This is a genomic window from Klebsiella sp. PCX, from assembly GCF_021869705.1.
In the GTDB taxonomy this organism is placed as follows: Bacteria; Pseudomonadota; Gammaproteobacteria; order Enterobacterales; family Enterobacteriaceae; genus Klebsiella; species Klebsiella quasipneumoniae.
Map to the genome: position 1 here is coordinate 3,257,989 of NZ_CP091527.1, position 14,260 is coordinate 3,272,248.

The window sequence follows — 14,260 nt, forward strand, 5'->3', positions numbered from 1 at the left end:
GCCCTTTTCCTGAACTAGGCCAGTTTAGGGAACGTGGCTATCTTCCCCCGCAGGCGGCTCTCCTCGCTGCGCGGCGAAATATGCTGCAGATCGTCGACAAAGCGCGCCTGCCAGTTATGAATATCATTTTCTCTGATCACATCCAGCATCGCGGAATGACGGGCAATACGTTCCGCCAGCGGCATGCTTAGGGCGCGATCCAGCGCGGCGGCAACCTCGTCGCGATCGTAGGGATTGACGATCAGGGCGCTGTTCAGCTCCTGCGCCGCGCCGGCAAACTGCGACAGGACCAGTACGCCAGGGTTATCCGGATCTTGCGCCGCCACGTATTCCTTCGCCACCAGGTTCATGCCATCGCGCAGCGGCGTCACCAGCCCAACGTCAGAGTAGCGGAAGACCTTCATCAGCAGCTTACGGTCAAAATGCTGGTTCAGATAGTAAAGCGGAGTCCAGCCAAGCTGGCCGAACTGGCCATTGATGCGTCCGGCTGCGGTTTCCAGCTGGTGGCGGATATCCTGATAGGCCTGCACATCGCCGCGGGACGTCGGCGCGATCTGGGTATAACGGATCTTACCGTGATGCTGAGGATACTTTTCGAGCAGCGTCTCATAGGCGAGGAACCGCTCCGGCAACCCTTTCGAGTAGTCAAGGCGCTCCACTGAGAAGATATTCTTCACGTTTTTGAGCTCGTTTTTCAGCTGGACCAGCTTCGGCGGCAGCGGACCTTTGGCGTTGCGCGTAATCTCGTCCGGATCGATCCCTATCGGATAAACCTCGGTGCTAAACGCTTTACCCCACGCCTGATAGCGTTTGTCTCCGAGGTCGGAGAGTCGGGTCTGCATGGCAATGCTGTCGAGAAAGGCGGTTCTGTCGCTTTCAGTCTGGAAGCCCAACAGATCGTAGTCGCACAGTTGCTCCAGCAGCTCAGCGTGCGGCGGTAGCGCATTAAAAATCTCCGGCGTCGGGAAAGGAATATGCAAGAAGAAGCCGATGCGGTTGTTGACCCCGCGCTTGCGCAGTTCGCTGGCGAAGGGCAGCAGATGGTAATCATGGATCCACAACGTATCATCTGGCTCGATCAGCGGTAGAAGCTTGTCCGCCAGCATGGCGTTAACTCGCTGATATCCCTCCCAGGCTTCGCGCTGGAAGCTGACCAGATCAAGACGATAGTGGAAGGCCGGCCACAGCACGGCGTTAGAGAACTGGTTGTAGTATTCATCATGGTCACGTTCGTTAAGGTTGAACGATGCCCATGAAATATTTCCGCGGGAGACCTGCTTCAGCGGCTGCTGGTCATCGCCAATTTCGCCGCTCCAGCCAAACCACAGACCCCCTGCCGCTTTCAGTGCCCCCAGGATGCCGACGGCCAGACCGCCAGCGCTCGATTTTTTATCGTCCGGTAAGGCGATACGGTTAGAGACTACGACTAAACGACTCATGGTCATCCCTCCTTTCGGTTTGCGCGTCATACGCCAGATGTTGCAACCACGTCCTTACGGCGGCGGCATCCGCCAACCGCCAGTGCGCCTGAGTTTCCCCGGCGCCAACTTTTATCGACATTCCCTGCAGTTGATTCACCACGCTGAATCCCGCCTCGTCGGTCAAATCATCGCCGACAAAAACCGGTTCGCGACCGGCAAACGGCGCTTCCTGCATGAAGGCAGTGATCGCCTCCCCTTTGTTGACACCGCGGGGTTTAATCTCCACCACGCACTTGCCAAGCTGCAGCGCCAGCAGCGGGTAGCGCTGAACAATGCGCTGCGCCAGCTCCAGCACCGCGGTCTGCTGCTGCGGGGCCTGACGGTAGTGCAGCGCGAAGGCCATCTCTTTACTCTCCAGCTCGCACCCGGGGAGCGCCTGCAGTGCCGAGCTCAGCTCAGCCGCGATTTCATCCCGCAGGGCCGACGGCAGAGAGACAATATAGGTTTTACCATTGATATCACGGCGCTCGGCCCCGTGAACGCCGGCCAGCGGTAGCCGCCAGGGATGGGTCAGCGCGTCAAGTTCAGCCATTGAGCGCCCTGAAATCAATGCCACCGCCCCGCCCTGCTGCCGGGCCAGCGCGTTGAGCGCCTGCAGCGTGTTGTCGGGTATCACCACCTGATCGGGGTGCGGCTGGATATCGGCAAGAGTACCGTCGAGGTCAAAGAAAAAAGCGTAGTTTCCGGTTAGCGCAGGCGGTACAGATATCTGGTTATCCACCCTGTTTCCTCCTTATCATGGCCAGCCGAAGCTGGTTGTTAATTATATGTTAGCCATGTAAGTATAGACAGTGTGACCAACCTCGCCATTTTTGATAGATACCGCCAGCGAAACGGGCGCTGGCGGCAATTACTCTGTAGACTTAAAAGTTATGCCTGAAATCAGGCCGCACGTTTGGCTTTTTGTTTGTAACGGTCAAAGATCACCGCCGCCAGCAGGATGACCCCGCGCACGACGTATTGCGAGAACGGCGAGATGTTAAGCAGGTTCATCGCATTTTCCACGGTCCCGAGGATCAGGATCCCGGCCACCACGTAGGAGATCTTGCCGATCCCGCCCTTCAGCGACACCCCGCCCAGCACACAGGCCGAAATAACAATCAGCTCATAGCCAATCGAAGTCATCGGCTGGCCGCTGGTCATTCGCGACGCCAGGATAATCCCCGCCGCGGCCGACACCAGACCGGAGAGCACAAAGATAATAATCTTGGTGCGCACCACCGGAACACCGGCCAGACGCGCCGCCTCTTCATTGCCGCCTATAGCCAGCGTATTACGGCCAAAGGTGGTTTTGTTTAGTAATAATCCGAAAACCACCAGGCAGGCGACCGTCAGCCAGATCGGCGCCGGCAGACCAAACCAGTTGGCGTAACCGAGGGTGAAGAAGCGCTCATCTTCGATCCCCACCGCTTTACCGTCGGAGATAATGTAGGCCAGGCCGCGGACAATCTGCATAGTGGCCAGCGTGGTGATCAGGGCGTTTATCTTCAGACGGGCAATGACAAAGCCGTTGACCAGGCCACTGACTGCCCCCAGCAGCAGACCGGCGGCAATCCCCAGCCACAGGCTTTCGCTCAGGTTAATCACCACCGCGGTAGTGACCCCGGCACAGGCGATAACCGACGCCACCGACAGGTCGAAATCGCCGGAGGCCAGGCAGAAGAGCATGCCGCAGGCCACCATCCCGGACATCGAGATCGCCAGCCCCAGCCCCTTCATATTGACGAATGAGGCAAAGTTAGGCACAAAAATTACGCAGCCGATAAACAGCACCGCAAACACCACCAGCATGCCAAACTGATCCCAGATACGGGCGAAGCTAAAGGCAGAGCGGGTAGCGCCGGACGTAGTCACTGATGACATCATTTACTCCTTACTCAGGCGACAGCCTGACTCACTTTTGGCATCGCAAGGCTTAACGCCTGCTGTTCATTGGCTTCTTCATGCAGCAGTTCGCCGGCGACTTGCCCTTCACGCATCACCACGATGCGGTCGGCGACGCCCAGCACTTCCGGCAGGTCGCTGGAGGCAAATACCACGGCGACACCGGCGGCGGCGAGGCCATATATCACGTTGTAAATTTCATGTTTGGCGCCGACATCGATGCCGCGGGTGGGCTCATCGAGCAGGATCACCTTCATCTCTTCCGACAGCCAGCGGCCAAGGATCGCTTTCTGCTGGTTGCCGCCAGACAGGTTCATGATCAGCTGTTCCGGGCCCGGCGTTTTAATGTTCAGCGACTGGATATGCTGATCGGCGTTGTCCGCCTCCCAGGCGTTGTTGATCAGGCAGCCGGCGTGGATATGCTTGCGCCGGGCGCTGATATTGATATTGTCGCGCACGGAGTGAACCGGAATAATCCCCTCCGCTTTACGATCTTCCGGACACAGCATCATCCCGGCCTGGATGGCCTGGGCCGGTTTGCGGATGTCGACGGGCTGGCCATCGATATACACCTGACCGCCGGTGATCCGCGTCCCGCCGAACAGACCTTTCATCAGTTCGCTGCGCCCGGCGCCCACCAGCCCGAACAGGCCGACGATTTCGCCACTGCGCACCGAGAGGCTGACCGGCGTGCGCACGCCCGGGGCTTTGACCTCCTCCAGACGCAGCCGCTCTTCGCCATAGGGACGAGGATTCCAGCCGTAAATATCACCCAGATTGCGCCCGACCATCGCCTGGACCAGCGCGTCGTGGCTGACGCTCGACATATCGTCAAAGGTGCAGACGTAGCGACCATCCTTAAAGACGGTGATGGCATCGCTGAGGGCAAAAATTTCTTCCATCCGGTGTGAGACATAGATGATGACCCGCCCCTCCTCCCGTAGCTCGCGGATAACGCGAAACAGGTTGTCGATCTCCCGGGCGGAGAGCGAGCTGGTCGGTTCATCGAAGGCGATAATCTTGGCGTTACGCGCCAGCGCTTTGGCAATCTCCACCATCTGCCACTGGCCAATGGAGAGATACTTCAGCGGCGTCTCCGGGTCGATATCCAGCCCCAGATGCTCCAGCTGCAGACGGGCCTCATAGTTGAGCAGCGAGCGGTTGACGATGCCGCCTTTGTGCGGCAGCTGGCCAAGATAGATATTTTCCGCGACGGTCATCTCCGGGATCAGATGCAGCTCCTGATAGATAATCGCCACGCCGGCGTTGAGCGCCGCCATCGTATTAGTGAACGCCATCTGCTGGCCGCCGATCTGCAGGTGGCCAGCGGTGGGGATGTAGTTACCGCTGAGAATTTTCAACAGCGTCGATTTGCCTGCGCCATTTTCGCCCATCAGCGCGTGGATCTGTCCTGGGTAGCAGTCAAAACTGATATCGGACAAGGCCTTTACGCCAGGGAACGTCATGGTGATGCCGCGAAATGAGAGATAAGGGGTAGACTGTTGCATAACGACTCCGCTCTTCTGCACTCAGCCCCCGCCGCGGCGGGGGCCAGTTCAACCGGGCTGTTACAGCCCTTTTTTCGCCAGCTCTTCTTTGAAGTTATCGCGGGTAATCAGCACCACATCGGTCACCGCAGTGAACTTCGGCGGCTCAACGCCCTTGGTGACCCAGTTGTAGAGCATTTCACTGGTTTTATAGCCATGGATGTCCGGGCTTGGCAGCAGGGAGCCATAGAAGCCGGTCGCCTGCGCCTTCGACAGTTCGTTGACAGCATCCACGCCGTTGATGCCAATACCAATCACATCCGGCGCTTTAAAGCCCTGCCCTTCAGTGGCACGCACGCCGCCAAGCACAGTGTTATCGTTCATCCCAACGATCAGCCAGTGTTTCACCTGCGGGTGCTGGACCAGCATTGAGTTACCGGCGTCAAACGCCCCCGGGATATCGTTAGATTTTGTCGGAACGCGGTAGATTTGCGCTTCCGGGAAGCCGGCCGCCTTCAGGGCATCGATGGAGCCGGTGGTGCGACGACGGGCGGTGTCCAGCTCATCGGCGGTGATGGCCATCACCGCAGTGTCTTTGACATCCCAGCCGCGTTTCTGCATTTCTTTATACAGCTCCTGTCCCTGGCGGGCGCCAATTTCGCTGGCCGCCATCATCACCAGCGGCACGCTCTCCATCGGTTTACCTTTGGCGTTGACGAACTGGTCATCGACGGTAATCACCTTCATGTCATAGCCGCGTGCTTTAGCGACTATCGCCGAGCCGAGCTTAGGATCGGGGGTACAGATGACAAAGCCCTTCGCGCCGCTGGCCGCCAGGCTATCGATGGCGTTCAGGGTTTTCTCACCATCCGGTACCGCTATTTTAATGACGTCAAAGCCTAAATCTTTTCCTGCTTTATCAGCAAATTTCCACTCGGTCTGGAACCATGGCTCTTCCGGCTGTTTCACCAGAAAACCTAATTTAAGGTTTTCCGCCATAGCTGATTGTGACATAACCGCTGCGAGACCAATGGCCGCCAGCGCTTTAGTAAATTTGTGCATGGTAAACTCCAGCTTTAATTCGCTTTCATGTAGGGAAAAATCGGAATTAACTTTTTTATCAGCATCAAAACAAGGCATTAGAAAAATCGCATCCCCTACTGCCGTTGTTAGAGTAGTAATACCCGGAAATTATTTCTCCATACGAGAGCATTATCACATCGCGGAATTACAGTAATTGCGTACATAGATTTAGCAAAAAAAGACATAAAAAAAGACATAATTGTCATACAATTTAACCAGTGAATAGCAGGATCATCTATACCACCAGCAGGCTTATCCTTGTGATGTCAGTGGGTGTTTAACAGAGGGTTACGGCACTGTTATAACCAGCGGCTAAGGGGGTCGCAGCGGCGGTCGACTGCCCGCCGGCGCTGTTGTGCAACAGACGCGCGCCGCCAGTCCAGCGTCGGCCGTTTTATATCGCGATAAAACGGATCTTTTGCGTAATTTATTCCGAATTGATAAAAGATATTCCCGCTGCATAGAAAAGCCTGCAACAAAAAATAAAAATAATTATCATCACAACGAAACATTGCCCTCTGAAATAACTTATAGCTTTGAGTTATACGATGAATCTCGTAGTCAAATATCTATAACTTATACCTGACACACCGCACCCACGCCCCAGCCTGAGCCGCAATCCCACTGCATGTCGTCATGCAGGAATAATGGTGTAACAAAACGTAAATTATCCATCTTGAGAGTTTTCTTAATCGCATTCAGCGAGTATTCTTAAATTGTCGGCAAGTGGAAAAATTACCCGACTCATACGGAATGTGTAGAGTTTTATTATTCTGCAACAGTGCAGCGCGTCACTCTTTTATCCTGTTGTTTGCTCCAGGAACCGCTGACGCGCACCAGTAACCCCTTCCCGGTTAATAAGGATATTTTTATGGCAGTTCCAGGAATGGCACAAAAGCTAAACACCCAGATGAACCTTGAGTTCCACGCCTCTAACGTTTACCTGAACTTAAGCGAGTGGTGTGCCCGGCATCGCTTCGACGGCGCCGCGACATTTCTGCGCAACCGCGCGCAATGCAGCATCACCCTCACCATGCGCGTATTTGACTATCTGAAAAAAGCCGGCAGCTGGCCGATAGTCAATCCCGACCGCGCCTGTAATCCCGAATGTACCTCGCTGGAAGATCTCTTTACCCAAACCCTGGTCGATTACCGCCAGCGGAGCAGTATGCTGAGCGGTCTCGCCGAGGAAGCCAAAGCGCAGAGCGATGACAACACCTGGCGTTTTCTGACCCGCCTGGCGGAAGAGCAGCAGCAGGATGGGCTGCTGCTGCAAAGCGTGCTCGAGGAAATTCGCAATGCCGACAAAGCCGGGATAGGTATGGAACAGACCGATCGCCGTCTGATGACCCTCGTCGGAGCGTCACAGAACCCCCACTAATCAGACGCGCCGGGCCTTTCTCGCCCGGTCAGGGGGAGCGCGTTCGCGCTGCCCCGCCCTGTTTATTAATCCGTTCTTGCTATTCTCCCCTGCTATTTATTCCTCAAACGAATAAAAAAGTTTTAACTCGATCCCATTCCCTCGTCACCGTTACCCCTTAGGGGGGATTAGTGAGCGCGGTCACTTTTTGTTGAGTCATAAAGAAATATAAAAACACTGTTTCAAAAATATAAAACACGAGGTTTATTTTTTATGGCTAGATACACGGCTTCAGCCTCTGAAGGGCTGCAGGGAAGACCGATCTTGTTACGCCATCAGTTAGCCTACGGCGGCGGTAACCTGTTAGGGAGTGGCGCACTGGCGATAAGCGGAGCATGGCTACTCTATTTTTATACGACCTTTTGCGGCCTGACGCTGATCGAGGCCTCATTTATCTTCTCCGTCGCCAGCATCATCGACGCCATCAGCAACCCGCTGATGGGCTATCTGACGGATAATTTTGGCAAAACGCGGTTAGGCAAGCGCTTTGGACGTCGGCGCTTCTTTTTGCTGATCGGCATTCCTCTGATGCTGTTCTACCCGCTGCTATGGGTAGAGGGCCTGAGTTTCTGGTACTACCTGTGTACCTATGTGGTGTTTGAGATCATCTATACCTCCATCATGGTGCCCTATGAGACGCTGGCGACAGAGATGACCGATGATTTCTCGCTACGCTCAAAGCTCACCGGCTATAAAGCCATCTTCGGCAAGCTGGCCAACTTCCTCGCCGCGTTTATTCCCGGACAGTTCATTCTGCTGTACGGCAAAGATTCCGCCACCCCTTTCTTCCTCACCGGGCTGACCTATGGCGCGATCCTGATCGTCGCGATTACCTGCCTGTGGCTGTGCAGCTGGGAGCGCGAGCGTGCGGAAGCCGTGGATACCAGCGCGAAAAAGGGGCTGCTGAGCACCCTGCTGTCGCTGGCGAAAGACATGCGTTCCACCTTTTATCTGCGCGTGTTCCGCAAACATCTCGGTATGTACCTGTGCGGGTTTGGCGCGGAATGGCTGTTTGCCTCCATCTTCACCTATTTCGTGATATTCGTTCTGCAGCACGATCCGGCAATGGTGGCCGGGCTGAACAGCCTGAACTCGATTCTGCAGCTGATCTCCACCGCGCTGTTTATCGGCCTGTGTGTGAAAAAGGGCTTTAGCAAACCCTATATCCTCGCGCTGGGGATCGTGATTTTCGCAGTCCTGCTGTATACCTCGCTGTGGTTCTTCCATCTGCCGTCAGGCCTGGCGACAGTGCTGATGTTCGGTATTACCGTGCTGTTCGGCCTGGGGACCGGCGGGGTTTACTATATTCCCTGGACCGTTTACACCTTCCTCGCCGATGTCGACGAAATCTACACCGGACGCCGCCGGGAAGGCATCTATGCCGGCGCCATGACCTTCTCAGGGAAAATTCTGCGCTCGATTGTGGTGTTTTCGATGGGGGCCATCCTGAGCTTTTACGGTTTCCAGTCAAAAGCGCACAGCCAACCGGAAAGCGCCGTGACCGCCATCGCGGTGGTATTCTGCGTCGGTGTCGTCGCCTTAGCCCTGGCCGCCATCGTCTTCAGTAAGCAGATGAAACTGGACCGTAAAGCCCATCTGGTGGTTCTGCAGGAAGTCGCGCGGATTAAAGCTGGCGGTAAAATCAGTGATATTGCGCCGGAGGTGCGGGCAATCGTTGAGGATCTGGTTGGCCATCGCTACGAAGAGTGCTGGGGCAACAGCAAATTGTTTAAAACCGCTGAGCCTGCGCCAGTGCAGACCGTGGTTTCTCATTAAAGAAAAAGGCCCCGGCGGTAATCCGCGGGGCCGGTTATTAATGCGTTTCTTCCTGCGGGGTAAACTTCAGCTCAATCAGGGCAATCGCTTTTTGCACCGCGCGAAGCGTCACCGGGTCGGCAGAAGCCGGGTGACTGGCGAAGTCGATGGCTTTCAGCTGACTGGTCATTTTTTCACGCACTTCCACCGGCGCGATGACGTCAATCACGTCGAGGATCTGCTTGATAACCAGCTGGCAGGCAACCACATCGGAAACCAGCTCGTCGTGTTCGGTAAGATATTGAGACATTAATTACTCCTTTTTTCAGGAGCGTAATAGTACCCTAAATCGATAACGATAATAAAACCTGCCGCGGCAGGTTTTTTTCACCACCCGAGTGGCTGGCGGCGCCTCTGCTGCCGCTTTGCCGAGGATCCTCTTGATGGCAGCGACAACATGAACACCGCGATCTCTTCCGGTAACGAACGTGCCTTTTCAGCCCCGGCGCTGCTGGTGGCTGGCGCCTTTTTTATGGAGTTTCTCGACGGGACGGTGATCGCTACCGCCCTGCCCGACATGGCGAGAGATTTTGGCGTCACCGCCGTCGAGCTTAATATCGGCATCAGCGCCTATCTGATAACCCTCGCGGTGCTGATCCCGGCCAGCGGCTGGATCGCCGATCGCTTCGGCGCCCGGGCTATCTTCACCCTCGCTCTGGCCATTTTTACCCTTGCCTCGATCTTTTGCGGCCTCTCCAGCGACGTGCATACCTTTGTCGCCATGCGTATCCTGCAGGGGATCGGCGGCGCGCTGATGGTCCCCGTCGGCCGTCTGGCGGTACTGCGCACCACGCCGAAACACCTGCTGATTAAAGCCATCGCCACCCTCACCTGGCCTGCGCTGGTGGCCCCCATTATCGGCCCGCCTTTGGGAGGCTTTATTACCCGATACGCCAGCTGGCACTGGATCTTCTTTATCAATGTCCCGCTGGGCGTTGCGGCGATTATCCTGTCGCTGCGCATCATTCCTGATATCCGCGAAACGGAGCGGCGCGCCTTCGATATGACAGGATTTATCACGACCGCGGTGGCGATGGTTAGCCTGGTCACGGCGATGGAACGGCTCGGCGATCGTCAGCCGCAGTTCTGGCCGACGCTGGCCCTCGCCGCGCTGGGCTTCGGCTGTCTGGCGTATGCTGTCCGCCACTTCCGCCGGGCGACAGCGCCAATGGTTCGTCTGACGGCGTTGCAGGTGCCGACGTTCCGGGTGACGATGTACGGCGGCTCGCTGTTCCGGGCCTCCATCAGCGCAGTGCCCTTTCTGCTCCCCCTGCTGTTCCAGGTGGGGTTCGGTATGGATCCTTTTCACTCCGGCCTGCTGGTGCTGGCGGTATTTGTCGGCAATTTAACCATTAAACCCGCCACCACGCCGCTGATCCGCTGGCTGGGCTTTCGTCGCCTGCTGTTGATCAACGGCGCGCTGAACGTCTGTTCGCTGCTGGCCTGCGCGCTGCTCACGCCACAAACCCCGGTCTGGGCGATCATGCTGATCCTTTATCTCGGCGGGGTGTTTCGCTCTGTCCAGTTCACGGGCGTGAGCACGCTGGCCTTTGCCGATGTCCCCGCCGCGCAGATGAGCGATGCCAATACCCTGTTCAGTACCGCGTCGCAGCTGGCGGTGGGGCTGGGGATCACGCTTGGGGCGATCGGCATTCGCCTGGGGGAACAGGTCGGCGACTGGCTGCACCTTTCCGCCGTGCCGGGGATCAGCTTTCGCCTGGCATTTGTGTTTATCGCGGTGATCTGTCTGGTGGGGATGATCGACAGCCTGCATCTGGCTAAAACGGCAGGCAGCAGCGTGTCGGCGAAGAAAACCTGAATGATGGAAGGGCCAGCGGCGCTGGCCCTGATAACGATTACCCGACGATCTGACGGACGAACGCTTCGATCGCTTTATCCTGGCAGTTTTCGAAGAAGCATTGCTGGAAGCGAGGGCCAGAGACCGCAGTTTTCACCAGCTCCGGATCGATGGCGCGCAGGGTGTCGAGATAATTTTCTTTGACTACCGCCGCTTTGACCTGGTTGAGGATCCCGGCATTACGCACCTGCGGTTCTTTGCGCTCCGGCGGATAGCCTTCCCCGTTACGACCGGTAAAGGCTTTTTCAAAGATAAAGCGCACATTCAGCTCGGCGCCCCACCCGAAACCTTTGGCAAACGGCAGCGACAGCGCGTTACCGTTGTTGATCTGGGCAAACAGGAACGCGTCCGCCGGGTCGATACAGTAGCCGCAGACCACGCCAGGATGGATGTTCAGCGACATCAGTGCTCCCTGGCCGGTACCGCAGCCGGTGACCACGAAGTCAACCGCCTTCGAATTCAGCAGGATGCTGGCCATGATCCCGAGGTGAATATAGGTCAGATGATGATCGTTCTCATCGCTCATACCGACGTTAAAGACCGGAAATCCTTTTTCGTCGGCAACCGCGTTAAGCTCCTTGAGGATGATGGCGTTTTTGTTCGCCTGGCTGTTCTCCATCATCAGTGCAATCTTCATGGTTTACTCTCCTGAATGCTGTGCGGGCCTGCCCGCAGAATGTCATTGGCGTTGACTGCACTCTACTACCTGGAAAACAAACTTTCAAATTTTATGAAAAGTTGTTTTAAAAATTACGCAGCGCTTCACACTTTCACCGCCTCTGCCGCTCAGGTTAGCGTGTCGCCCCTCATCAGGACCACTCCGCCTGGCGCTCCCTACCTGGCAACCCGCAGAGGGCGTCGTTTCGCCTCCGCAAAAAACTAATAATAAATTAAAACCATTCTCATTTATTATTAAATTGCCAATGCGTGTTATTCCCATTAGCATTTTAAATAAATTCTTTTTAAATTTACTTTTTGCAAATAATTAAATAACAAATTATAGTGGCAGCCGATAACATCTATTTTTTAATTCCAGGAGCGCGACGATGCTGAAAACGGAAATGATCGACAAACTGAATGAACAGATGAATCTTGAACTTTATTCTTCTCTTCTTTATCAGCAGATGAGCGCCTGGTGCAGTTACCATAGTTTTGAAGGGGCTGCGGCCTTCCTGCGTCGCCATGCCCAGGAAGAGATGACCCATATGCAGCGCCTGTTCGACTACCTGACCGACACCGGCAGCCTGCCGCGCATCAACGCCATCGCCTCCCCGTTTGCCGAGTATGCGTCACTGGATGAACTGTTCCGCCAGACCTATGAGCACGAGCAGCTGATCACGCAAAAAATTAATGAACTGGCGCACGCGGCTATGACCAGTCAGGATTACCCGACCTTTAATTTCCTGCAGTGGTATGTCGCCGAACAGCATGAAGAAGAGAAATTATTTAAATCGGTAATTGACAAACTGACCCTCGCCGGGAAAAGCGGTGAAGGTCTGTACTTTATCGACAAAGAGCTGGCCACTCTCGATACGCAGAATTAATTGCTCGCGCCGCGACGCTTCTCCGTCGCGGCATTTTTAATGCTGGCAAATCTTATTTTCTGCGGTGGTAAACCCTGTCGCTCTGGCAATAAATTTACCTTTTTGCTCTAAAAACGCCACCAGCTCCGCAGCGCTCAGATTTTCCGCCGAACAGGTGTGAAAGCGCGCCTCTGCGCCAAAGCGACGGTGTATGGCCACCTCCAGCGAAGCTGCCGTCCAGCACTCCCCCGACGCCAGCATCATCTGCAGCACTTCATGACCATGTATAGAAGACATAACCCCTCCGGAAAAAAACGTCAGCTTAGGCCAGACCGGCGGCCCGCGCCTTGCGCCAGCGCAGGCTTTCGCCCTTTCGAATTCGTAAAGTTTTTATTACACTGCTTGTAACCCTGATTTGACGAAAGACGCAATATCCCCTACTCTGCGCGGCATAAATTATTGTGATTTGCTGTAGGGATAGCGAAAAGCGTGAAGAACCGCACTCTGGGCAGTATTTTAATCGTAGCCGGCACCACAATCGGTGCAGGAATGTTGGCAATGCCATTGGCCGCCGCAGGCGTCGGGTTTACCGTCACGCTGGGTTTACTTTTCACCCTGTGGGCATTGATGTGCTATACCGCCCTTTTGCTGCTGGAAGTCTACCAGCATGTCCCTGCCGATATGGGGCTCGGTTCTCTGGCGGCGCGCTATCTGGGCCGTTACGGACAGTGGATCACCGGGTTGTGCATGCTGTTTCTGTTATACGCCCTCACGGCGGCCTACATCAGTGGCGCCGGCGAATTACTCGCTTCCAGCCTCAACCAGTGGCTGGACTGGCAGCTGCCGCCGGCCGCAGGCGTACTGATCTTCACCCTGCTCGGCGGGGCGGTGGTGTGCATTGGCACCGCGCTGGTCGACCTGTTCAATCGCTTCCTGTTTAGCGCCAAAATCGTCTTCCTGGTGATTATGCTGGCCCTGCTGATGCCGCACATTCATCAGGTGAATCTCCTCACGCTGCCGGTTGAGCAAGGCCTGGCGCTGTCGGCCATTCCGGTGATCTTTACCTCCTTCGGCTTTCACGGCAGCGTGCCGAGCATCGTCAGCTATCTGGGGGGCGATATCCGTAAACTGCGTCGGGTGTTTATTATCGGCAGTTTTATTCCGCTGGTGGCCTATATTTTCTGGCAGCTGGCGACGCTGGGCAGTATTGACGCCCCAGCCTTTACCGCCCTGCTGGCGCAACATGCCGGTCTGAACGGTCTGCTGGAGGCGATCCGCGAAGTGGTAGCGTCACCGCACGTGGAGCTGGCAGTACACCTGTTTGCCGACCTTGCGCTGGCGACCTCCTTCCTCGGCGTCTCGCTCGGGCTGTTTGATTATCTGGCCGATATGTTTCAGCGCAAAAACAACGTCAGCGGGCGTCTGCAGAGCGGGATGATCACCTTTTTGCCGCCGCTGGCGTTCGCCCTGTTCTATCCCCGCGGCTTCGTCATGGCCCTGGGCTACGCCGGGGTGGCGTTGGCCGTTCTGGCCCTGATGTTACCGGCCATGCTGGTCATGAAGAGTCGCCGACTGCATCCGCAGGCCGCCTGGCGGGTGGCCGGCGGCGCCCCGGCGCTGTGGCTGGTCCTGCTGTGCGGGATCGGCATCGTGGCGATCCAGTTCTGCATCGTCGCCGGGCTGTTACCGGCGGTGGGATAAAAGAAGGG

The 14,260-nt window shown here is 56.1% G+C and carries 14 protein-coding genes and 1 pseudogene; 6 read left to right on the plus strand and 9 right to left on the minus strand.

All coding sequences use genetic code 11. From position 1 onward, the window contains the following. Positions 1-14: 14 nt before the first annotated feature. The 5 genes from otsA to GQR96_RS15575 all read right to left on the minus strand — a co-directional run bounded on the left by otsA (position 15) and on the right by GQR96_RS15575 (position 5,914). Positions 15-1,439: an alpha,alpha-trehalose-phosphate synthase gene (otsA, locus tag GQR96_RS15555; RefSeq protein ID WP_004203435.1), complete on the minus strand. Its 1,425-nt coding sequence runs from the start codon at positions 1,437-1,439 to the stop codon at positions 15-17. After that, a complete protein-coding gene (gene otsB, locus GQR96_RS15560; protein ID WP_004203436.1) occupies positions 1,414-2,202 on the minus strand; it encodes a trehalose-phosphatase in 789 nt (262 codons plus the stop codon). The genes otsA and otsB overlap by 26 nt, the downstream gene beginning before the upstream one ends. Before the next feature lie 161 nt (positions 2,203-2,363). Further along, entirely contained in the window at positions 2,364-3,344 is a 981-nt protein-coding gene (gene araH / locus GQR96_RS15565; protein WP_004203438.1) for an L-arabinose ABC transporter permease AraH, read from the minus strand. A gap of 14 nt (positions 3,345-3,358) precedes the next feature. Continuing rightward, positions 3,359-4,873 (minus strand): L-arabinose ABC transporter ATP-binding protein AraG, encoded by a 1,515-nt coding sequence (gene araG, locus GQR96_RS15570; protein ID WP_048324862.1) that lies wholly within the window; start codon positions 4,871-4,873, stop codon positions 3,359-3,361. 60 nt (positions 4,874-4,933) lie between these two features. Beyond that, complete coding sequence (locus tag GQR96_RS15575) at positions 4,934-5,914, minus strand: arabinose ABC transporter substrate-binding protein (RefSeq protein ID WP_048295835.1); 981 nt, start codon at positions 5,912-5,914, stop codon at positions 4,934-4,936. 892 nt (positions 5,915-6,806) lie between these two features. On the opposite strand from GQR96_RS15575, the gene GQR96_RS15580 reads away from it, so the two are divergent. Then, complete coding sequence (locus tag GQR96_RS15580) at positions 6,807-7,316, plus strand: non-heme ferritin-like protein (protein ID WP_032425947.1); 510 nt, start codon at positions 6,807-6,809, stop codon at positions 7,314-7,316. A 103-nt stretch (positions 7,317-7,419) separates the two neighbouring features. Here GQR96_RS15580 and GQR96_RS15585 read toward each other — a convergent pair. Next, positions 7,420-7,554, minus strand: a pseudogene (locus tag GQR96_RS15585) (succinate dehydrogenase). A 65-nt stretch (positions 7,555-7,619) separates the two neighbouring features. Here GQR96_RS15585 and GQR96_RS15590 point away from each other — a divergent pair. After that, positions 7,620-9,131, plus strand: coding sequence for an MFS transporter (locus tag GQR96_RS15590; protein WP_004203444.1), 1,512 nt, complete (start codon positions 7,620-7,622; stop codon positions 9,129-9,131). Positions 9,132-9,168: 37 nt separating this feature from the next. Here GQR96_RS15590 and GQR96_RS15595 read toward each other — a convergent pair whose 3' ends face one another. Beyond that, the gene (locus GQR96_RS15595; protein ID WP_065904485.1) at positions 9,169-9,420 is read right to left on the minus strand and encodes a DUF2766 family protein; all 252 of its coding nucleotides are present in this window, start codon (positions 9,418-9,420) and stop codon (positions 9,169-9,171) included. 147 nt (positions 9,421-9,567) lie between these two features. Here GQR96_RS15595 and GQR96_RS15600 point away from each other — a divergent pair, with 147 nt between their 5' ends. After that, positions 9,568-10,989, plus strand: coding sequence for an MFS transporter (locus GQR96_RS15600; RefSeq protein WP_064183804.1), 1,422 nt, complete (start codon positions 9,568-9,570; stop codon positions 10,987-10,989). 37 nt (positions 10,990-11,026) lie between these two features. Here the strand turns inward: GQR96_RS15600 and GQR96_RS15605 are convergent, their stop codons facing one another. Further along, on the minus strand, positions 11,027-11,665 hold the full coding sequence (locus tag GQR96_RS15605; protein WP_004203450.1) for an RpiB/LacA/LacB family sugar-phosphate isomerase: 639 nt from the start codon (positions 11,663-11,665) through the stop codon (positions 11,027-11,029). A gap of 142 nt (positions 11,666-11,807) precedes the next feature. On the opposite strand from GQR96_RS15605, the gene GQR96_RS24810 reads away from it, so the two are divergent. Both GQR96_RS24810 and ftnA read left to right on the plus strand, forming a co-directional pair. Then, positions 11,808-12,017, plus strand: a complete 210-nt coding sequence (locus GQR96_RS24810; RefSeq protein WP_032425948.1) for a hypothetical protein — start codon at positions 11,808-11,810, stop codon at positions 12,015-12,017. A 57-nt stretch (positions 12,018-12,074) separates the two neighbouring features. Further along, positions 12,075-12,572 (plus strand): non-heme ferritin, encoded by a 498-nt coding sequence (ftnA, locus tag GQR96_RS15610; protein ID WP_004203451.1) that lies wholly within the window; start codon positions 12,075-12,077, stop codon positions 12,570-12,572. A 36-nt stretch (positions 12,573-12,608) separates the two neighbouring features. Here ftnA and GQR96_RS15615 read toward each other — a convergent pair whose 3' ends face one another. Further along, positions 12,609-12,848, minus strand: coding sequence for a YecH family metal-binding protein (locus tag GQR96_RS15615; RefSeq protein WP_069734107.1), 240 nt, complete (start codon positions 12,846-12,848; stop codon positions 12,609-12,611). Positions 12,849-13,040: 192 nt separating this feature from the next. Here GQR96_RS15615 and tyrP point away from each other — a divergent pair, with 192 nt between their 5' ends. Next, the gene (gene tyrP / locus GQR96_RS15620) at positions 13,041-14,252 is read left to right on the plus strand and encodes a tyrosine transporter TyrP (protein ID WP_004203453.1); all 1,212 of its coding nucleotides are present in this window, start codon (positions 13,041-13,043) and stop codon (positions 14,250-14,252) included. Positions 14,253-14,260 lie beyond the last annotated feature (8 nt).